33 protein-coding genes are annotated in these 18,473 nt (G+C 66.9%); all 33 read left to right on the top strand.

From position 1 onward, the window contains the following. Positions 1–22: 22 nt before the first annotated feature. The 33 genes from tuf to surE all read left to right on the top strand — a co-directional run bounded on the left by tuf (position 23) and on the right by surE (position 18,389). Positions 23–1,207 (top strand): elongation factor Tu, encoded by a 1,185-nt coding sequence (tuf, locus tag JDY09_RS08735; protein ID WP_274716547.1) that lies wholly within the window; start codon positions 23–25, stop codon positions 1,205–1,207. Positions 1,208–1,285: 78 nt separating this feature from the next. After that, on the top strand, positions 1,286–1,609 hold the full coding sequence (gene rpsJ, locus JDY09_RS08730) for a 30S ribosomal protein S10 (RefSeq protein WP_274716546.1): 324 nt from the start codon (positions 1,286–1,288) through the stop codon (positions 1,607–1,609). 7 nt (positions 1,610–1,616) lie between these two features. Next, complete coding sequence (gene rplC, locus JDY09_RS08725; RefSeq protein ID WP_274716545.1) at positions 1,617–2,237, top strand: 50S ribosomal protein L3; 621 nt, start codon at positions 1,617–1,619, stop codon at positions 2,235–2,237. Continuing rightward, complete coding sequence (rplD, locus tag JDY09_RS08720; protein ID WP_274716544.1) at positions 2,234–2,905, top strand: 50S ribosomal protein L4; 672 nt, start codon at positions 2,234–2,236, stop codon at positions 2,903–2,905. Before rplC ends, rplD begins: the two co-directional genes overlap by 4 nt. Beyond that, positions 2,902–3,198, top strand: coding sequence for a 50S ribosomal protein L23 (gene rplW, locus JDY09_RS08715; protein ID WP_274716543.1), 297 nt, complete (start codon positions 2,902–2,904; stop codon positions 3,196–3,198). The genes rplD and rplW overlap by 4 nt, the downstream gene beginning before the upstream one ends. 1 nt (position 3,199) lies before the next feature. Next, positions 3,200–4,051 (top strand): 50S ribosomal protein L2, encoded by an 852-nt coding sequence (gene rplB / locus JDY09_RS08710; RefSeq protein WP_274716542.1) that lies wholly within the window; start codon positions 3,200–3,202, stop codon positions 4,049–4,051. Beyond that, a complete protein-coding gene (rpsS, locus tag JDY09_RS08705) occupies positions 4,051–4,329 on the top strand; it encodes a 30S ribosomal protein S19 (RefSeq protein WP_274716541.1) in 279 nt (92 codons plus the stop codon). Before rplB ends, rpsS begins: the two co-directional genes overlap by 1 nt. 233 nt (positions 4,330–4,562) lie before the next feature. Then, complete coding sequence (gene rplV, locus JDY09_RS08700) at positions 4,563–4,919, top strand: 50S ribosomal protein L22 (RefSeq protein ID WP_274718006.1); 357 nt, start codon at positions 4,563–4,565, stop codon at positions 4,917–4,919. Between the two features lie 3 nt (positions 4,920–4,922). Continuing rightward, positions 4,923–5,663, top strand: a complete 741-nt coding sequence (rpsC, locus tag JDY09_RS08695; protein ID WP_342455253.1) for a 30S ribosomal protein S3 — start codon at positions 4,923–4,925, stop codon at positions 5,661–5,663. Positions 5,664–5,666: 3 nt separating this feature from the next. Then, entirely contained in the window at positions 5,667–6,086 is a 420-nt protein-coding gene (rplP, locus tag JDY09_RS08690) for a 50S ribosomal protein L16 (RefSeq protein WP_274716540.1), read from the top strand. Next, positions 6,083–6,322: a 50S ribosomal protein L29 gene (gene rpmC / locus JDY09_RS08685; protein WP_274716539.1), complete on the top strand. Its 240-nt coding sequence runs from the start codon at positions 6,083–6,085 to the stop codon at positions 6,320–6,322. Before rplP ends, rpmC begins: the two co-directional genes overlap by 4 nt. A gap of 36 nt (positions 6,323–6,358) precedes the next feature. Beyond that, positions 6,359–6,775 (top strand): 30S ribosomal protein S17, encoded by a 417-nt coding sequence (rpsQ, locus tag JDY09_RS10015; RefSeq protein ID WP_428837482.1) that lies wholly within the window; start codon positions 6,359–6,361, stop codon positions 6,773–6,775. Further along, the gene (gene rplN, locus JDY09_RS08675; RefSeq protein WP_274716538.1) at positions 6,772–7,140 is read left to right on the top strand and encodes a 50S ribosomal protein L14; all 369 of its coding nucleotides are present in this window, start codon (positions 6,772–6,774) and stop codon (positions 7,138–7,140) included. Before rpsQ ends, rplN begins: the two co-directional genes overlap by 4 nt. Before the next feature lie 4 nt (positions 7,141–7,144). Then, positions 7,145–7,480: a 50S ribosomal protein L24 gene (gene rplX, locus JDY09_RS08670; protein ID WP_274716537.1), complete on the top strand. Its 336-nt coding sequence runs from the start codon at positions 7,145–7,147 to the stop codon at positions 7,478–7,480. Further along, on the top strand, positions 7,480–8,079 hold the full coding sequence (gene rplE, locus JDY09_RS08665; RefSeq protein WP_274716536.1) for a 50S ribosomal protein L5: 600 nt from the start codon (positions 7,480–7,482) through the stop codon (positions 8,077–8,079). The genes rplX and rplE overlap by 1 nt, the downstream gene beginning before the upstream one ends. 20 nt (positions 8,080–8,099) lie before the next feature. Next, the gene (locus JDY09_RS08660; RefSeq protein ID WP_274716535.1) at positions 8,100–8,285 is read left to right on the top strand and encodes a type Z 30S ribosomal protein S14; all 186 of its coding nucleotides are present in this window, start codon (positions 8,100–8,102) and stop codon (positions 8,283–8,285) included. A gap of 7 nt (positions 8,286–8,292) precedes the next feature. Beyond that, positions 8,293–8,691, top strand: coding sequence for a 30S ribosomal protein S8 (rpsH, locus tag JDY09_RS08655; protein ID WP_274716534.1), 399 nt, complete (start codon positions 8,293–8,295; stop codon positions 8,689–8,691). Positions 8,692–8,701: 10 nt separating this feature from the next. Further along, a complete protein-coding gene (gene rplF, locus JDY09_RS08650; protein ID WP_274716533.1) occupies positions 8,702–9,235 on the top strand; it encodes a 50S ribosomal protein L6 in 534 nt (177 codons plus the stop codon). Between the two features lie 20 nt (positions 9,236–9,255). Beyond that, positions 9,256–9,597 carry a 50S ribosomal protein L18 gene (gene rplR / locus JDY09_RS08645; protein WP_274718005.1) on the top strand — a complete coding sequence of 114 codons (342 nt, stop codon included), beginning with the start codon at positions 9,256–9,258 and terminating at the stop codon, positions 9,595–9,597. A 70-nt stretch (positions 9,598–9,667) separates the two neighbouring features. Continuing rightward, the gene (rpsE, locus tag JDY09_RS08640; protein ID WP_274716532.1) at positions 9,668–10,222 is read left to right on the top strand and encodes a 30S ribosomal protein S5; all 555 of its coding nucleotides are present in this window, start codon (positions 9,668–9,670) and stop codon (positions 10,220–10,222) included. Beyond that, a complete protein-coding gene (gene rpmD, locus JDY09_RS08635; RefSeq protein WP_342455252.1) occupies positions 10,219–10,416 on the top strand; it encodes a 50S ribosomal protein L30 in 198 nt (65 codons plus the stop codon). The genes rpsE and rpmD overlap by 4 nt, the downstream gene beginning before the upstream one ends. After that, on the top strand, positions 10,413–10,898 hold the full coding sequence (rplO, locus tag JDY09_RS08630; RefSeq protein WP_274716531.1) for a 50S ribosomal protein L15: 486 nt from the start codon (positions 10,413–10,415) through the stop codon (positions 10,896–10,898). The genes rpmD and rplO overlap by 4 nt, the downstream gene beginning before the upstream one ends. A 5-nt stretch (positions 10,899–10,903) precedes the next feature. Next, positions 10,904–12,163 (top strand): preprotein translocase subunit SecY, encoded by a 1,260-nt coding sequence (gene secY / locus JDY09_RS08625; protein ID WP_274716530.1) that lies wholly within the window; start codon positions 10,904–10,906, stop codon positions 12,161–12,163. Continuing rightward, the gene (locus tag JDY09_RS08620; RefSeq protein WP_274716529.1) at positions 12,160–12,834 is read left to right on the top strand and encodes an adenylate kinase; all 675 of its coding nucleotides are present in this window, start codon (positions 12,160–12,162) and stop codon (positions 12,832–12,834) included. The genes secY and JDY09_RS08620 overlap by 4 nt, the downstream gene beginning before the upstream one ends. Positions 12,835–12,844: 10 nt before the next feature. After that, positions 12,845–13,681: a type I methionyl aminopeptidase gene (map, locus tag JDY09_RS08615; protein ID WP_274716528.1), complete on the top strand. Its 837-nt coding sequence runs from the start codon at positions 12,845–12,847 to the stop codon at positions 13,679–13,681. 80 nt (positions 13,682–13,761) lie between these two features. Further along, on the top strand, positions 13,762–13,875 hold the full coding sequence (rpmJ, locus tag JDY09_RS08610; RefSeq protein ID WP_093116610.1) for a 50S ribosomal protein L36: 114 nt from the start codon (positions 13,762–13,764) through the stop codon (positions 13,873–13,875). An 8-nt stretch (positions 13,876–13,883) separates the two neighbouring features. Further along, positions 13,884–14,273: a 30S ribosomal protein S13 gene (rpsM, locus tag JDY09_RS08605; RefSeq protein WP_274716527.1), complete on the top strand. Its 390-nt coding sequence runs from the start codon at positions 13,884–13,886 to the stop codon at positions 14,271–14,273. Between the two features lie 30 nt (positions 14,274–14,303). Next, on the top strand, positions 14,304–14,699 hold the full coding sequence (gene rpsK, locus JDY09_RS08600) for a 30S ribosomal protein S11 (protein WP_274716526.1): 396 nt from the start codon (positions 14,304–14,306) through the stop codon (positions 14,697–14,699). A 3-nt stretch (positions 14,700–14,702) separates the two neighbouring features. Continuing rightward, complete coding sequence (gene rpsD / locus JDY09_RS08595; RefSeq protein ID WP_274716525.1) at positions 14,703–15,323, top strand: 30S ribosomal protein S4; 621 nt, start codon at positions 14,703–14,705, stop codon at positions 15,321–15,323. A 66-nt stretch (positions 15,324–15,389) separates the two neighbouring features. Then, on the top strand, positions 15,390–16,355 hold the full coding sequence (locus tag JDY09_RS08590; protein WP_274716524.1) for a DNA-directed RNA polymerase subunit alpha: 966 nt from the start codon (positions 15,390–15,392) through the stop codon (positions 16,353–16,355). A gap of 34 nt (positions 16,356–16,389) precedes the next feature. Next, positions 16,390–16,743: a 50S ribosomal protein L17 gene (rplQ, locus tag JDY09_RS08585; protein WP_274716523.1), complete on the top strand. Its 354-nt coding sequence runs from the start codon at positions 16,390–16,392 to the stop codon at positions 16,741–16,743. Between the two features lie 33 nt (positions 16,744–16,776). Then, positions 16,777–17,496 carry a tRNA pseudouridine(38-40) synthase TruA gene (truA, locus tag JDY09_RS08580; RefSeq protein WP_274716522.1) on the top strand — a complete coding sequence of 240 codons (720 nt, stop codon included), beginning with the start codon at positions 16,777–16,779 and terminating at the stop codon, positions 17,494–17,496. A gap of 47 nt (positions 17,497–17,543) precedes the next feature. Next, on the top strand, positions 17,544–18,389 hold the full coding sequence (gene surE / locus JDY09_RS08575) for a 5'/3'-nucleotidase SurE (RefSeq protein WP_274716521.1): 846 nt from the start codon (positions 17,544–17,546) through the stop codon (positions 18,387–18,389). Positions 18,390–18,473: the final 84 nt, after the last annotated feature.

Here is an 18,473-nt window from a genome sequence, read left to right as displayed (position 1 = left end):
TTCGAGAAAGGAGTTAACGGGAGTGGCAAAGGAGAAGTTCGAGCGCACTAAGCCGCACGTAAACGTCGGCACCATCGGTCACATCGACCACGGCAAGACCACCCTTACCGCTGCGATCACCAAGGTGCTCGCCGAGACGGTGGGTGGCGAAGCCAAGTCGTTCGAGGAGATCGACAACGCTCCGGAGGAGCGCGAGCGCGGCATCACGATTGCCACCTCGCACGTCGAGTACCAGACCGAGAAGCGGCACTACGCGCACGTCGACTGCCCGGGCCACGCCGACTACATCAAGAACATGATCACTGGTGCTGCCCAGATGGACGGCGCCATCCTCGTCGTCTCGGCCGCCGACGGGCCGATGCCGCAGACTCGCGAACACGTCCTCCTCGCGCGCCAGGTGAACGTTCCTTACATCGTCGTCTTCCTCAACAAGGTCGACATGGTCGACGACGAGGAGTTGCTCGAGCTCGTCGAGATGGAGGTGCGCGAGCTGCTCTCCGAGTACGAGTACCCCGGCGACGAGGTGCCGGTGATCCGCGGCTCGGCGCTCAAGGCCCTCGAGGGTGACGAGCAGTACAAGAAGAGCATCCTCGAGCTCGCCGAGGCGCTCGACAACTACATCCCCGAGCCCGAGCGGCCGCTCGACAAGCCGTTCCTCATGCCGATCGAGGACGTCTTCACGATCACCGGCCGCGGCACGGTCGTCACCGGCCGCATCGAGCAGGGGATCATCAAGACCGGCGACGAGGTCGAGATCGTCGGCATCCGTCCGACCCAGAAGACCGTCGTCACCGGTGTCGAAATGTTCCGCAAGATCCTCGACGAGGGACGTGCCGGCGACAACGTCGGCTGTCTGTTGCGCGGCATCGAGCGCGACGCCGTCGAGCGCGGCCAGGTGCTGGCAGCGCCCGGCTCGATCACGCCCCACACCAAGTTCAAGGCGCAGGTGTACGCGCTCAAGAAGGAGGAAGGCGGTCGCCACACGCCGTTCTTCAACGGCTACCGGCCGCAGTTCTACTTCCGCACGACCGACGTCACCGGCGTCTGCCAACTGCCCGAGGGCACCGAGATGGTGATGCCGGGCGACAACGTCGAGCTGACGGTCGAGCTGATCCAGCCGATCGCGATGGACGAGGGTCTGCGCTTCGCGATCCGCGAAGGTGGCCGCACCGTCGGGTCGGGGGTGGTGACCCAGATCATCGAGTAGCCGAAAGCGTTCCAACTGCGCTCGGGGGCGGGCATGTGCCCGCCCCCGAGCGCGTAGGGAACCGGACCTCGGAAAGCAATGGCAGCCGCTACCCAAAACAAGATCCGCATCCGCCTCAAGGCGTACGACCACGCAGCGATCGAAAGCGCGGCGCGCGAGATCGTCGAGACGGCCGTGCGCACCGGCGCGCGTGTGTCCGGTCCGGTGCCGTTGCCGACCGAGCGCAACGTCTACTGCGTGATCCGCGGCCCCTTCAAAGACAAGGACTCGCGCGAACACTTCGAGATCCGCACGCACAAGCGTCTGATCGACATCCACCAGCCCACACCGAAGACGGTCGACTCGCTGCAGCGCCTCGACCACCTTCCCGCCGGTGTCGACATCCAGATCCAGCTCGTGTGAGACGGCGATGAACGGGCTACTCGGTCGGAAACTCGGGATGACCCAGCTCTTCGACGACGACGGTCGCGTCGAGCCCGTAACGGTGCTCGAGGTTGGCCCGTGCTGGGTCACGGCATTGCGCCGGTCCGATCGCGACGGCTACGAGGCCGTTCAGCTCGGTTACGACCCGGTGCGCGAGAAGGTTCTCAACAAGCCGCGGCTCGGTCACCTGCGCAAGGCGGGAGTTCCGCCACTGCGGCTTCTGCGCGAGTTTCGCTGTCCTGTCGAGGGCCTCGAGGTGGGGGCAGAGGTTCGCGTCGAACAGGTCTTCGAGCCCGGTCAGGTCGTCAAGGTGTCGGGCACCTCGATCGGTAAGGGCTTCCAGGGAACGATCAAGCGCCACGGCTTCCAGCGCGGCCCGGAGACGCACGGCTCGCGCAACATCCGCAAGCCGGGATCGATCGGTGCCGCCGCCGACCCGTCGCGTGTGTTCAAGGGGCTGCGCATGGCTGGACGCACCGGCGGTCGCCGTGTCACGCAGCGCGGACTGCGTGTCGTGAACGTGATCCCTGAGGACAACCTCTTGCTCGTGCGCGGGTCGGTTCCCGGTCCGCGAGGAAGCTACGTCGAGGTGCGGAGGGAGCGATGAGCGCCAATCTCACCGCTGCCTTCCTCAACAGCGACAAGCCCGCGGTCGAGCTCGACCCGGCCGTTTTCGACTGCGACTTCAACGAACCGGTCGTCCACGAGACCGTCGTCGCCGAGCTCGCGGCCCGTCGTCGCGGCACCCACTCCACCAAGACGCGTGGCGAAGTCGCAATGACCGGCGCCAAGGCTTGGCGGCAGAAAGGAACGGGGCGGGCGCGCGTCGGTCCGCTCTCGACGCCCCACCGGCGCGGCGGCGGCGTCGCCTTCGGACCGAAGCCGCGCTCGTACGTGAAGAAGGTCAACCGCAAGGTGCGCCGCGCCGCGTTGCGCAGCGTCCTGTCGCTGCACGCGCGCCGCGGCTCGCTGCGGCTCGTCGATCCCGATGCATTCAGCCAGCCGCGGACGCGCGACGGCGTCGACGCGCTCTCCCATTTCCCAGGGGAAGGGCGTGTGCTCGTCGTCGCCGAGGCCGAGGCTGCGGCGTGCACGAAGTCGTTCCGCAACATCGCCGAGTGCGATACCGCCGAGCCCGGACGGGTTGGCGTTTACGACCTTCTGCGCAGCGCCCGCCTCGTGCTCACACCCGTTGCTCTCGACTATCTCACGCGCATCGCGCGACCGCCGCAGCAACGCACGCGCATCGGTGCTAGCGAGGAGGAGCGTTCGTGACCGATCCACGAACGATCATCATCGAGCCCGTCCTGAGCGAGAAGACCTACGCGCTGCTCGCGGCAAACAAGTACACGTTCCGCGTTCACGAGCAGGCCACGAAGGTCCAGATCCGCCAGGCGATCGAGCAGCAGTTCGGTGTGCGCGTACGCGACGTCAGAACTGCTTGGGTGAAGCCCAAGCCGAAGCGCCGGGGCCTTTACGCCGGCCACCGGCGACGGTGGAAGAAAGCGATCGTGACGCTGCACCCGGAAGACTCAATCGAACTCTTCGAAGGCCAGGCCAGCGACTGAGATGGCGATCAAAAAGCACAAACCGGTAACCCCGAGCCGTCGCTTCGCGACCTACTCGACCCACGACGAGGTCACACGCGATCGGCCCGAAAAGTCGCTCACCCGTGGCCACAAAAAGACCGGCGGTCGCAACGCTTACGGTCGGGTCACCTCGCGCCACCGCGGCGGGGGTGCGAAACGCAAGTACCGCTTGATCGACTTCAAGCGCCGCAAGGACGGCGTGCCGGCGCGCGTAGCTGCGATCGAGTACGACCCGAACCGCAGCGCCCATATCGCCTTGCTGCACTATGCCGACGGCGAGAAGCGCTACATCCTCGCGCCCGAGGGGCTGTCGGTAGGCGACACGGTGATGTCCGGCGAGGACGCCGAGATTCGCGTCGGCAACGCGCTGCCGCTGCGGGCTATCCCGACCGGCACCACCGTCCACAACGTCGAACTGACGCCTGGCCGTGGCGGCCAACTGGGCCGCGCCGCTGGCGCCGCCGTGCAGCTGGTGGCGAAGGAAGGCCGCTATGCAACGCTGCGCTTGCCGTCGGGCGAGATGCGCATGGTGCTCGCCGAATGCCGTGCCACCGTCGGCCAGATCGGTCACGCCGAGCACGCCAACATCACGCTCGGCAAGGCGGGCCGCTCGCGCCACCTAGGTCGTCGACCCCAGACGCGTGGTGTCGCCATGAACCCGGTCGACCACCCGCACGGTGGCGGCGAGGCTCATCACACGCCGGGCGGGCACCCGGTGACACCGTGGGGCGTTCCGACGCTTGGTTACCGCACGCGCAAGAAGCGCAAGGCGTCCGACCGCCTGATCGTTCGTGGTCGTCGTCGCGGGCGCAAGAAGGGAGGTAACCGCTGATGGGTCGCTCGACGAAAAAGGGACCCTACGTCGACGAGCGCCTGATGCGGCGGATCGAAGAGCTCAACGAGCGCGGCGAGAAGCAGATCATCAAGACCTGGTCGCGCGACTCGACGATCTTTCCCGAGATGGTTGGGCACACCATCGCGGTCCACGATGGTCGCAAACACGTGCCGGTCTTCATCACCGAAGCGATGGTGGGGCACAAGCTCGGCGAGTTCGCGCCCACGCGCACGTATCGCGGCCACGCAGGTAGCGAGAAGGTGAAGGGTCGATGAGCGAAGAACGCGAAAAGCGCGAGCGCGAGCCGAGCGCCGAGGCTGCCGAAACCGCAGCCGGAGACGACAAGACCTCGGCTGCCGATGCGGACGCGCCCAAGGGCGCGGTAGGCGCCGAGGCTGCCAGCGAGGCCACCGAGGGAGCGGCAAGCAGCAGTCCCGCCGATTCCGAAGGTGAACGGTCAAGCACAGTGGGCGCGACCGGAGCCACGGAGCGACCGGGCAAGCGCGCCGTGCGCGAAGGCGTCGTGGTCCGGGCCCGGGCGCGCTATGTGCGTCGCACCCCACGCAAGGTTCGGCTTGTGATCGACCACGTGCGCGGTAAGCCGGTCGAGGAGGCGCGCGCGCTGCTGCGCAACACCACGCGCGCCGCGGCCCGCGACGTTCTCAAACTGATCGACTCGGCGGTGGCCAACGCCGAGAACCAGCACGAGCTCACGCCACAGGAGCTGCGCGTCGCTCGCATCTGGGCTGACGAAGGGCCGACTATCAAGCGCTGGCGTCCGCGCGCTTTCGGTCGCGCCACGCGCATCGACAAGCGCACAAGCCACATCACTGTTGAGCTCGAGCCGATCGTGGGCGGGAGGTAAAGCGTGGGGCAGAAAGTTCATCCCGAGGCACTTCGGGTCGGCTACATCCACGATTGGAAGTCGACCTGGTTTAGCGAGCGCGACTTCGCCGACTACCTGCTGGAGGACGTCCGTATCCGTCAGCACATCGTCGGCAAACTCGCGCACGCTGGTCTTAGCGACATCATCATCAAGAAGAACAAGAACGAGGTCGAGGTCAACATCCACACCGCGCGTCCGGGGATCGTCATCGGCAAGTCCGGAAGCGAAGTCGAGGCGTTGCGCAAAGAGCTTCACGACCTCACCAAGAAGGCCGTCAAGGTCAACATTCTCGAGATCAAGCGCCCCGAGCTCGACGCCAAGCTAGTCGCCCAATCGATCGCAGAACAGCTCGAGAACCGTGTCGCCTTCCGGCGTGCTATGAAGCGTGCGCTCACCTCGGCGATGCGCTCGGGTGCGAAGGGGGTGCGGATCCAGGTGTCTGGCCGCCTCGGCGGTGCCGAGATGGCGCGAACCGAGTGGTACTCCGACGGCCGCGTGCCGCTGCACACCCTGCGGGCTGACATCGATTACGGCTTCCACGAGGCGCACACCACCTTCGGCCGCATCGGCGTGAAGGTGTGGATCAACAAGGGCGAGATCATGCCCCAAGGTTTCGCACAGGACCTCACGGAAGTGGAGGCGCCGCGTGCCGTCGGCCCGGGGCGTGGCCGCAACGGTGGGCGTCGCAGCGACGAACGCCGCCCAGTCGGGCAGGAGGCTTGAACGATGCTCCAGCCACGCAAGGTCAAACACCGTAAACATCACCGCGGCCGCATGCGCGGCGTGTCGAAGGGCGGAACGCGCGTCCAATTCGGCGAGTACGGCTTGAAGGCGCTCGAACCGGCGTGGATCACGAACCGTCAGATCGAGGCCGCGCGCGTTGCGATCACCCGCAAGATCAAGCGCGGTGGAAAGGTCTGGATCAACATCTTCCCCGACAAGCCATACACGAAGAAGCCCGCTGAGACGCGGATGGGTTCGGGCAAGGGATCGCCCGAAGGTTGGGTCGCCGTCGTCAAGCCTGGGCGTGTGATGTTCGAGCTCGCCGGTGTGCCCGAGCCGTTGGCGCGCGAAGCGATGCGCCTCGCCGGACACAAGCTCCCGATCAAAACGAAGTTCGTCGTGCGGGAGGGGGCGGAGCATTGAAACCTGCCGAGGTCAGGCAGCTCGACGATCGGGCGCTCGTCGAATTCATCGATTCGGCGCGTCAGGAGCTGTTCAACCTGCGTTTCCAGCACGCGGTCGGTCAGCTCGAGAACACCGCGCGGATCAAGCAGGTCAAGAAGGACATCGCGCGTGGACTGACGGTGGCACGCGAGCGCGGTATCGACGTCGAGCGCGAGCTCGCAGCGCTGCGCCGTGAACGCGCGCAAAGGAACTAGTCGGAGGTTGTTGTGAGCGCAGGCGACGACGCCACGATTTCGAAGCGCGAGCGCGCCGCCCAACGAGCGGCCGCGAAGGCCGAGGCGCGGCGACGCAAGAAGGCTGCCAGGCGGCGCTGGCGGCTCCGCGAGCGCGCGCGGCGCAAGCAGGCCGCGACTGGCGCGGGAGCTGCGCCCGCCAGCGCGGGCCCCCAAGCACGCCCGCGTGGCAGACGCAAGGTACGCGAGGGGGTGGTAACCTCGGCCCGCGCCGACAAGACGATCGTCGTTCGGGTCGAAAGGCAGCAGCCCCACCCGGTCTACGGCAAGATCGTCCGCACTTCGAAGAAGTTCCATGCGCACGACGAGCGCAACGAGGCGCGGGAAGGCGACGTCGTGCGAATCGTTGAATCGAGGCCGCTCAGCCGCCTCAAGCGCTGGCGACTCGTCGAGATCCTCGAGCGAGCAAGATGATCCAGCAGGAGTCCAGACTCAAGGTCGCCGATAACACGGGAGCACGCGAGATCCTCTGCATCCGCGTTCTTGGCGGAAGCCATCGGCGCTACGCGCGCGTCGGCGACGTGATCGTGGCGACGGTCAAGCAGGCCACGCCGCACGGCTCGGTCAAGAAGGGCGACGTTGTCAAGGCGGTAGTCGTCCGCACTCGCAAGGAGTACGGCCGCGAGGACGGCACCTACATTGCCTTCGACGAGAACGCTGCCGTTCTCATCGACAACCAGAACAACCCGCGAGGCACGCGCATTTTCGGTCCGGTAGCCCGCGAGCTGCGCGATCGCAACTTTATGAAGATCATCTCGCTCGCTCCGGAGGTGCTCTGAGGAGATGGCTCGCCTGCGCATCCGCAAAGACGACATGGTGCGCGTCATCTCCGGCCGCGATCGCGGCAAGACGGGGCGTGTTGTGCGCGTCGACCCGAAAACGCAGCGGGTCTGGGTGGAGGGCGTGAACATCCAGAAGAAGCACCTCAAGCCGCGCACGCTGCGCGACGTCCAGCGCCAGCAGCAGGTGGGCGGGGTGCTCGAACGCGAGGGGCCCGTCCACATCTCGAACGTGATGCTCATCGATCCCAAAAGCGGCCAGCCGACACGGGTCGGCGTCGTGCGGCGCGACGGACGCCGTGTACGTATCGCCAAGCGCAGCGGAGCTGAGATCGACTGATGGAAGCCAGCGTCGCTGTCAAGCCCCGACTGCGCGAGCGCTACGAGCGCGAGGTGCGACCGCGTCTGCAGGAGCGCTTCGGCTACCGCAACCCAATGCAGGTGCCGAAGCTCGAGAAGATCGTCCTCAACATGGGTGTGGGCGAAGCCAAGCAGGACGCCAACGTTCTCGAGTCGGCGATCGCCCAACTTGCGCAAATCGCCGGCCAGCGCCCAGCGGTGAGGCGTGCGAAGCGCTCCATCGCCGGGTTCAAGCTGCGCGCGGGGATGCCTGTGGGCGTCACGGTCACGCTCCGGCGAGCCCGGATGTGGGAGTTCTTCGACCGGTTGACCACGATCGCGATTCCCCGTATCCGCGACTTCCGTGGTCTCGATCCGCGCTCGTTCGACGGTCGCGGCAACTACTCGTTCGGGATCCGCGAGCAGATCATCTTCCCCGAGGTCGATTACGACTCGATCGACCAGGTTCGCGGTCTCGACGTAACGATCGTCACCACCGCGGCGACCGACGAGGAAGCGTACGCCCTGCTCGCCGAGCTCGGCATGCCGTTCCGGCAAACTGCTGCTCCCGCCGCTGAGAACCAGAACCAGTCTTCCTGACGTAACGAGGTGCACTAGCGATGCCCAAGAAATCCCAGTGGGTCAAGCAGCAACGTCCCCAGAAATACTCGACGCGCCACTACCACCGCTGCCGGCGGTGTGGTAGGCCGCGGGCATACCTGCGCAAGTTCGGCCTTTGCCGGATCTGCCTGCGGCAACTGGCGCACCAAGGCATGATCCCGGGTCTCACGAAGGCGAGCTGGTAACACCACGATGACGCTCACCGACCCCGTCGCCGACTTCCTCACGAGGATTCGGAACGCGATCAACGCCGGTCACGGCGAGGTCGCCATGCCTTCGTCGAAGTTCAAGGCGGAGCTCGCGCGGATCCTCAAAGAGCAGGGCTACATCGACGACTATGCCGTCGAACCGGCGCGGGTCGGGCAGACGCTGCGCATCAAGCTCCGCTGGACAGCCGACCGCCGCTCGGCCATCAGCGGTCTCGAGCGCGTCTCGAAACCCGGCCGCCGCCAGTACGTTCCGGTCGACCGCATCCCCAAAGTGCAAGGTGGCACCGGCATCGCAATCGTCTCGACGTCGCGCGGCTTGTTGTCGGATCACGACGCGCGCCGCCTGCGCGTCGGAGGCGAGCTGGTCGCCAAGGTTTGGTGAGGAGCGACAGGTGAGCCGCATCGGAAAACAGCCCATACCCCTGCCCGACGGCGTCGAGGTGCAGATCGAGGCCGAACTAGTCCGCGTCAAGGGGCCGAAGGGCGAGCTCAGCGAGCGGGTCGCCCGCGACATCGAGGTGGTCGAAGAGAACGGTTCGCTGGTCGTGCGACGCCCCACCGACCGGCGCGAGCACAAGGCTTTGCACGGCCTCACCCGGACCCTCGTCGCGAACATGGTCGAGGGCGTCACCAAAGGCTTCGAAAAGCGGCTCGAGATCCAGGGCGTCGGGTATCGCGCCCAGCTGCAGGGCCGCAAGCTGGTGCTCCAGGTGGGCTACTCGCACCCGGTAGAGATCGAACCGCCCGAAGGGATCGAGTTCGAGGTACCGCAACCGACCCAGATCGTCGTCAAGGGGATCTCCAAGCAGCTCGTTGGCGAGATCGCGGCGCGGATTCGTAAGGTCCGACCGCCCGAGCCGTACAAGGGCAAGGGCATCCGCTACCAGGGCGAGTACGTCGCGAGGAAGGTAGGCAAGCGGACGTGATCGAGTCCAAGGAAAGGCGGATGAAGCGCATCCGGCGGGCGCGTCGCCGGCGCCGTGTGCGCGCACGGATCCATGGCACCGCGGAGCGGCCTCGGCTGTCGGTATTTCGGTCGAACCGTGGTATCCAGGCGCAGCTGATTGACGACGACGCCGGCCACACGCTTGCTCACGTCGTCTGGACCGAGCCCGAGCTGCGCGACCTCCCGCGCATGGAACAGGCGCGAACCGCCGGGCGCTTGCTGGCGGAACGCGCCCGCGCCAAGGGGATCGAGGCGTGCGTCTTCGACCGCAACGGCTACCGCTATCACGGGCGCGTGCGCGCTCTCGCTGAGGGTGCGCGTGAGGGCGGGCTGCGCTTCTAGCGACGAGCAGGCGAGCGCGAAGGCAAGCGAGAGGTAAGCGACCGAAACCATCGACTAGGGTCAGGACGCGATGGCAACCAGGGACAGGACGCGCACGGCGAGCGCGACGGAGCTGCAGGAGCGCGTCGTCGAAATCAACCGCGTGGCGAAGGTCGTCAAGGGCGGCCGCCGCTTCTCCTTCACCGCGCTCGTGGTGGTCGGTGACGAGGCGGGCCACGTAGGGGTCGGCTACGGCAAGGCGAAAGAGGTGCCGCTGGCGATCCAGAAGGCTGTCGAGAAGGCGCGCCGAGCGATGTTCCGTGTGCCGATGCACGGCAGCACGATCACGCACGACGTCATCGGCGAGCACGGCGCTTCGCGCGTGCTGCTCAAACCCGCCGCGCCCGGTACCGGCGTTATCGCCGGCGGCGGGGTGCGGGCGGTGCTCGAACTTGCCGGCGTGCACGACGTGCTCTCCAAGTCGTTCGGCAGCCAGAACCCGATCAACGTCGTCAAAGCGACTGTCGACGCGCTGCGCAAGCTACGTGATCCCGCGGAGGTTGCGCAGCTGCGCGGTCTCACCGTGCGCCAGGTTCTCGGTCTCGAGCCGGTCGGCCAAGCCGCTGGCTCGGAGGTGGAGTCGTGAGCGCTGCGAAGCTCGTCATCCGCCAGGTTCGGTCCGCGAACGGCGCCGACCGTCGTCAGCTCGCTACGCTGCGAGCGCTGGGCCTTGGGCGTATCGGTCGTACGGCCGAACGGCCTGACACCGCCACCGTTCGCGGTCAGCTGCGGACAGTGCGTCATCTGGTCGAGATCGAGGAGGTGGCAGCGGCGCGGTGAGCGAACCTGGGCTTCACAACCTCACTCCCGCCCCCGGATCTCGACGCGCACGCAAGCGCGTCGGGCGCGGCGAGGGATCGGGAACCGGCAAGACCGCCGGGCGTGGCACGAAGGGCGCTGGCGCCCGCTCGGGCAACAAGCGGCGCGCCTGGTACGAGGGTGGCCAGAACCCCTTGCACATGCGTCTGCGCAAGCTGCGCGGCCCGCACATGAAGAAGTCGATGCCCTTCGAAGCGTTCGGTCGCACCGTCACCCAGGCCGTCAACGTCCGTGACCTCGAGCAGCGCTTCGAAGCGGGCGAGGAGGTGACGCCGTCGACGCTCCGCGCTCGTGGGCTCGCCAAGCGCAAGGGTGTGCCCGTCAAGGTGCTGGGGGTAGGCGAGCTCTCCAAGCCGCTCACGGTTCGCGTCCACGCCGTGTCGGCTTCGGCGCGTAAGAAGATCGAGGCCGCCCAGGGCACTGTCGAGCTGATCGAACGCTGACGCCAATGCTCGGGATGGTGTCAGCAGCGCTGCGGGTCCCCGAGATCCGCAAAAAGCTGCTCTTCACCGCGGCGATGCTGGCCCTCTACCGGCTCGGCTCGCAGATCCCAACGCCCGGCATCAACACCGACGTACTCGAGCAGATCCAAGGGCGCTTCCAAGCTGCTGGCGCGCTCGGGCTCGCGAACCTCTTGACCGGCGGCGGGCTGTCGCGCTTCTCGATCTTCGCGCTCGGCATCATGCCCTACATCACCGCCTCGATCGTGCTTCAGCTTCTGACTGTGGTCGTGCCTTCGCTCGAGAAGTTGCGCAAGGAGGGCGAGGTCGGCCAGGAGCGGATCACCCAGTACACGCGCTATCTCACCGTCGGGCTCGCTTTCCTACAGTCGATCGGGTTCATCTTCATCTACCGCACGCAGAGCGCCGACATCATCGAGGGGTTCACGCTCGGTCGCGTGATCGTGATCGTCGCGACGCTGACATGCGGCTGCGTGCTCGTCATGTGGCTGGGCGAGCTGATCACGCAGCGTGGGATCGGCAACGGCATTTCGCTGATGATCTTCGCCAGCATCATCGCCGGCCTGCCCCAGGGTGTGCAGTCGTGGTGGACGAGTCCCGACCGTGTCTTCCAAGTGATCGCACCGTTCCTGGTGCTTGCCGTGACCGCAGCCGTCGTGTTCGTCCAGGAGGGGCAGCGGCGCATACCCGTTCAGTACGCCCGGCGCACGCTCGGCGAGCGCATGCAGTCCGGCGGATCCACCTACCTGCCGCTGCGGGTCAACATGGCGGGCGTGATCCCGGTCATCTTCGCCGCTTCGGTGATGGCGTTTCCGCCGACGATCGGGCAGATCTCGAACGCGGCGTGGGCGCGCGACCTCTCCGCCTTCTTCGACTATCGCGGAGCTCCCTACCTGATCGGGGAGTCGCTCCTCATCATCCTCTTCACCTACTTCTACACCGCAGTCACCTTCAATCCGGTCGAACAGGCCGACAACCTCAAGAAGTACGGCGGCTTCATCCCCGGTGTTCGTCCCGGCCGGCCCACGGCCGAGTACCTCGATCGCATCCTCGCGCGGCTCACCCTGCCCGGCGCGATCTATCTCGCCGCGATCGCGGCGATGCCGACCGTCCTCGCGAACCAGACAGCGACAAACTTCGCGTTCGGTGGCACGTCGCTTCTGATCGTCGTCGGTGTCGCTCTCGACACGATGAAGCAACTCGAGGCACAGCTGATGATGCGCAACTACGAACGGTTCCTGAAATGAAGCCACTCAATCTCGTCCTACTGGGGCCTCCCGGCGCTGGCAAGGGCACACAAGCTGAACGGCTGCGCGAGGACTTCGAGATCCCTTACTTCGCCACCGGCGACATCCTGCGGGCCGCTGTGCGCGACGCCACCGATCTCGGTCGCAAAGCGCAGGCCTACATGGATCGCGGTGAGCTCGTGCCCGACGAGCTCGTTTGCGACCTGATCATGGAGCGGCTCGACGACCCCGACGCCCGCGACGGTTTCCTGCTCGACGGCTTTCCACGCACGGTTCGCCAGGCCGAGGTGCTGGACGACGCGCTGGCTGCTCGAGACCGCGAGCTGACGGCTGTGCTTGTGATCGATGTTCCCGACGACGAGGTGGTTCGGCGCCTGTCGGGGCGCCGCATCTGCGTAAAGAACCAGCACGTCTACCACGTCGAGTTCGACCCGCCGAAAAACCCCGACGTGTGTGACCAGGACGGTTCCCGCCTGATTCAACGCGACGACGACAAGCCCGAGACGATCCGACGCCGCCTCGAGGTCTACCACCGCGAGACCGAGCCGCTCGTCGCCTGGTACGAGCAGCGCGGTTTGCTACGCCGCTTCGACGGCACCAGGTCGCCTGACGAGGTCCACCGCCACATCCGCGCCACGCTCGCCACCCTGCGGCTCGAGGCCGAGCTTTAACCTCAGGCGCGTGATCGTACGCAAGACCCCGGCCGAGGTCGCCAAGATCGCCGCCGCCGGCGAGATCGTCGCCGAGTGTCTGCGCGAGCTTCGGCGCCACGCTCGGGCCGGTGTGCGCACGCGCGATCTCGACGCCATCGCCGAACGCTTGATCCGTGCGCGCGGCGGCAGGCCTGCGTTCAAGGGTTACCACGGCTATCCCGCCTCGATCTGCGCGTCGCCGAACTCGCTCGTCGTACACGGGATCCCCGACGACTACGAGCTCGCCTATGGCGACGTGCTCTCGATCGACGTCGGTGTCGAGCTCGACGGCTGGATAGCGGACGCCGCGCTGACCGTCGTGGTCGGCCAAGCGAGCCCGCTGGCACGGCGCCTGATCGACGCCACACGCGCGGCGCTCTACGACGGCATCGCTCAAGCGCGACCAGGTAACCGCCTCGGAGACATCTCTCATGCCGTGCAGCGACGCGTCGAAGAAGCCGGTTTTTCGGTCATTCGTTCGCTCGTCGGGCACGGTGTCGGCCGCGCCATGCACGAAGATCCCCAGATCCCCAACTTCGGGTCGCCTGGGGCCGGCCCGCGGCTCGAGGAAGGGATGGTGCTCGCGATCGAGCCGATGGTCAATGCCGGCGGGCACGAGGTCGAGCTGGGCGCGGACAACTGGGCGGTCTACTCGCGCGACGGTTCGCTCGCAGCCCACTTCGAACACACGGTTGCCGTCACCCGGGAAGGACCCCTCGTTCTCACCCCCTGGGATGACCAGGCACCGCAATGGCTGGCCGTCACCGGGAGGGATGCAGAAGCCATCCATCCAGCCAGGGTCTCGGCGCAAGCTCAGCGCGAATGATGCTAGGCTTGCCCGCTGGCGCGAGGCCGTCTCCTGGGCTTCGCGCGGTTCCTCTCGAGTAGGCGACAGATCACGGAGCGATGAAGGTCCGACCCTCGGTCAAGCCGATGTGCGAAAAGTGCAAGGTCATCAAGCGCCGCGGCGCGGTGCTCGTGATCTGTCAAAACCCGCGCCATAAGCAGCGGCAAGGGTAGGCCGCACCGTGGCGCGCATCGCAGGCATCAACATCCCCCTCAACAAGAGGGTCGAGATCGGACTCACGTACATCTACGGGATCGGTCGTTCGACGGCTCGCCGCGTGCTTGCGCAGGCAGGTGTCGACCCCGACACGTACGTGAAAGATCTCACCGACGACGAAGTGCGTCGGTTGCGCGAGATCATCGATAGCGAGCTCGTCGTCGAGGGTGACCTAAGGCGCGAGCGCGCTCAAAACATCAAGCGGCTCATGGAGATCGGCTGCTACCGGGGGCTGCGTCACCGGCGTGGCCTGCCGGTTCGCGGTCAGCGCACCAAGACCAACGCACGGACGCGCAAAGGTCCTCGTAAGGGCAGCGCGGCAGGCGCGGGCAAGAAAAAGGTGCGAAAGCACTGAGGGCAACGGATTCTGGATCGAATCTGACGTATGGCAGCGAAGTCGACGAAGCAGCGCGGTCGCCGCAAGGCACGCAAGAACGTGCCGGTCGGCCAGGCCCACATCAAGACCAGCTTCAACAACACGATCGTCTCGATCACCGATCGCGACGGCAACGTGATCGCCTGGGAGTCCGCGGGGTCGGCCGGCTTTCGCGGCTCGCGCAAGTCGACGCCGTTCGCCGCACAGGTGACCGCTGACGGCGCCGCGAAAAAGGCGATGGAGCACGGCGTGCAGAAGGTCGAGGTGTTCGTCAAGGGCCCCGGATCGGGGCGCGAAACAGCGATCCGCTCGTTGCAGGCGGCGGGGCTCGAGATCATCTCCGTACGCGACGTCACGCCCCATCCGCACAACGGTTGTCGACCGAAGAAGCGGCGGAGGGTCTGAGCCTTGGCGCGCTACACCGGTCCCGTCTGCAAGCTCTGCCGCCGCGAGGGCGAGAAGCTGTTCCTCAAGGGGGAGCGTTGCCTCACCGACAAGTGCGCGATCGAGCGCCGCAACTATCCGCCGGGGCAGCACGGTCGCACACGAGTGCGGCAGTCCGAGTACCGCCTCCAGCTGCGGGAAAAGCAGAAGGCTCGCCGCTACTACGGCGTGCTCGAGCGCCAGTTCCGCAACTACTACGAGAAGGCCAGCCGCCTACCGGGCGCGACCGGCGAGAACCTGTTGCGGCTCCTCGAGACGCGTCTCGACAGCGTGCTGGTGCGACTCGGTTTCGCAGCATCGCGACGCCAGGCGCGCCAGCTTGTGCGGCATGGTCACTGGCTGGTCAACGGCCGTCGCGTAGACATTCCGTCCTACCAGGTGCGTCCCGACGACGTCATCACTCTCAAGCCGGGCTCTCCCGCTGAGCCTGTTGTGCGCGAGGCCACGGAACTGACCTCGGCCGTTCCCGCCTGGCTGCAGGCCGATCACGACGGCCTCACGGCCAAGGTGCTGCGCTGGCCCGAGCGGGACGAAATCCCCGCTCCGGTTCAGGAGCAGCTGATCGTCGAGCTCTACTCGAAGTAAGCACTCGCTCCGCGTGCCGGCGCTTGCGATGCCGGCGCCCGGACCGACCCGACAAGGAAGCCCGCCATGAACGAGTTCCAAACACCGCAGATCTCAGTCGAGAAAGCCGACGATCGACGCGGCCGGTTCGTCATCGAGCCGCTCGACAAGGGCTTCGGCTACACGTTCGGTAACTCGCTGCGGCGTGTTCTGCTCACCTCTCTCGGTGGTGCCGCGGTTACGAGCGTGCGCATCGAGGGCGTGGCGCACGAGTTCTCGACCATTCCCGGCGTGAAGGAGGACGTCACCGACATCGTCCTCAACCTCAAAGAGATCGTCTGCCGGATGCACACCGACGCCGACGAGATCGAGGCGCCGTTGGTCGCGACCGGTCCGGGCGAGGTGCGCGCCGGCGACATCGACCTGCCTGCCGGTGTCGAGGTGCTGAACCCCGACCTGCACATCGCGACGCTCGAGAAGAAGACCAACCTCGAGATGTACCTCACGATCGGGCGTGGTCGCGGATACGCGCCCGCGGAGGAGAACAAGCAGCCCGACCAACCGATCGGCGTGATCCCGATCGATTCGATCTTCTCGCCTGTCAAGCGCGTCAGCTACCGGGTCGAGGCTGCCCGCGTCGGCCAGCGCACCGACTACGACAAGCTGATCCTCGACATCGAAACCGACGGTTCGCTCGACCCCGAATCGGCGCTGCGCGAAGCGGCCGAGATCCTCATCCGCTACCTGGCGATCTTCACCGACGCCACCCGCGTCGAGGAGCTGCGCCGCGAGGGCTCGGCGCTCGCGGCCGAGTCCGGCAACGGTTCGGGGGCGGCGGGCACCGGTAGCGCGATGGACGACATCCTGATCGAGGAACTCGAGCTCGGTGTGCGCTCGTACAACTGCCTCAAGCGTGCTGGTATCCAGACGATCGGCGAGCTGATCTCGAAGACCGAGGCCGAACTCGCCGCCATCCCCAACTTCGGTCGCAAGTCGATCGAGGAGGTCAAGGAGACGCTCGCCGCCCGCGGTTTGTCGCTGCGCGACGGCTAGCGGTCGGCGAAGGCGTACCCTCTCGGGCACCGTCATGAGACACCGCAAACAGCGAGGCAAGCTCAGCCGCGACTCCGCCCACCGGCGGGCGTTGATAATGAACCTTTGCCGCGAGGTGATCGAGCACGGACGCATCCGCACGACCGAAGCCAAGGCCAAGGCGGCGCGCCCCGAGCTCGAGCGGCTGATAACGCTCGCCAAGCGCGGCGATATGCACGCTCGCCGACAGGCGATGGCGCGCCTAGGCCAGGACAAGTTCCTCGTCTACCGGCTGTTCGAGGAAGTGGCGCCGCGCTACCGCGAGCGCTCGGGCGGATATACGCGCATTCTCAAGCTCGGCCCGCGGCGCTCCGACGCCACCGAGCTCGTTCTTCTCGAACTCGTCTAGCGCCGCTACGGGCGGCCACCTTCACGGGCAGCGGTGACCGCTCGCCTGACGCTCGAGTACGACGGCTCGCGCTTCCACGGCTGGGCGCGCCAACCGGCTCTGCGCACCGTGCAGGGAGTGCTGGAGGACGCGCTCGCCGACCTTGCCGGCGAGCCGGTGCCGACAGTCTGTGCCGGCCGTACCGACGCCGGTGTGCACGCGCTGGGACAGGTCGCAAGCCACCCCGGGCATCCCTTGCCAGCGGCAGCGATCAACGCTCGCCTGCCGGAGGACGTTCGCGTGATCGCCTCCGATCCCGCGCCGGAGGGTTTCGACGCCCGGCGCGATGCCCGTGCCCGACGCTACCGCTACCGCCTCTTCACGCGCAGCTGTCGCAGCCCGTTCGAGAACGGCCGCGCCTGGCAGCTCGGCTTCGCCCCCAACGAGGAACTGCTCGCGGCCTACGCCGAAACTCTGGTCGGGCGGCACGACTTCACCGCCTTCACACCCACCGCCAGCGACCACGTTTTCTTCACGCGTACTGTCTTCGCGGCCGAGTGGCGGCGCGAGAGCGAGTGGGTGTTGACCTTCTCGATCGAGGCCGACGCCTTCCTGCGCCACATGGTGCGCACGCTCGTCGGCACGATGGTCGAGTGGGCGCGCCGCGGCGAAGGTCCCGAACGGATCGCTCGCCTGCTCACCGGCCGTCCGCGCAGCGAGGCGGGGCCGACCGCTCCCGCGGAGGGACTCTACCTGGAAGCGGTTCGCTACTAGTCGCATGTCACCCCGAGCGGCGGCCGGTGGCGCGTATCCTCGGGGCGGTGCGCGTACTGCTCACTAACGACGACGGGATCCAGGCCACCGGGCTGCACGCGATGCGCCGGGCGCTGCTCGAGCGGGTTCCGGGCATCGAGCTCGCGGTGATCGCACCTGACTCCAACCGCAGCGCCAGCGCTCGCAGCATCACCACCCGCCAGCCGCTCGCCGTCGACGAGGTGCGTTTCGCCGACGGCGAGCGTGGTTTCGCCACCGACGGCACCCCCGTCGACTGTGTGCGCTTCGCTGTGCTCGGTCTCGTCGGTGAACCGCCCGAGCTGATCGTCTCGGGCATCAACCACGGCTCGAACCTGGGCGACGACGTCACCTACTCGGGGACGGTCGCGGCAGCCTTCGAGGGGGCGCTCCTCGGGATACCGGCCATCGCCGTCTCCCAACAGGCCGAGCACGGTCGCACCGACTTTCGGCCGCGCGGGCGCGGTTGGGCTTACGAGGACTTCGCGGCAGGGGCACGCTTCGTCGCCGAGCTGGTGGCCGCAATCGACGGTCTGCCGCTCGGCGAGCGCACCGTGCTGAACGTGAACGTGCCCGCCGGCGAGGTTCGCGGCGTGCGCGTCTGTCGGCTCGGCCGTCGCATCTACCGTGACGAACTGAAGCTCGAGAGCGTTGCCCCCAACGGTCGCAAGCACTACCGAATCTACGGAGCGGAGCCTGGCTACCACGAGGAGCCGGGAACCGACTTCGAAGCTGTCGCCGACAGCATGATCGCGGTGACACCGCTCGGGTTCGATCTCAACCACGAGCGTGCTCTGGCCGAGCTCGGGCGCGTCGATCTGCAAGCCGCGTTTGCACGCAGCATCGAACGACAGGAGCTCGCTCACGAGGGGTGATGGGCGCCGCAGCGACAAGTGACGGGCGACAGGAAGCGGGAAGCGACCCTGAGACGCGAGCACAACGCCCGCATGGCGAGAGCG

This window comes from Thermoleophilum album (assembly GCF_028867705.1).
GTDB lineage: Bacteria > Actinomycetota > Thermoleophilia > Solirubrobacterales > Thermoleophilaceae > Thermoleophilum.
This window is presented reverse-complemented; position numbering and strand designations above follow the sequence as displayed.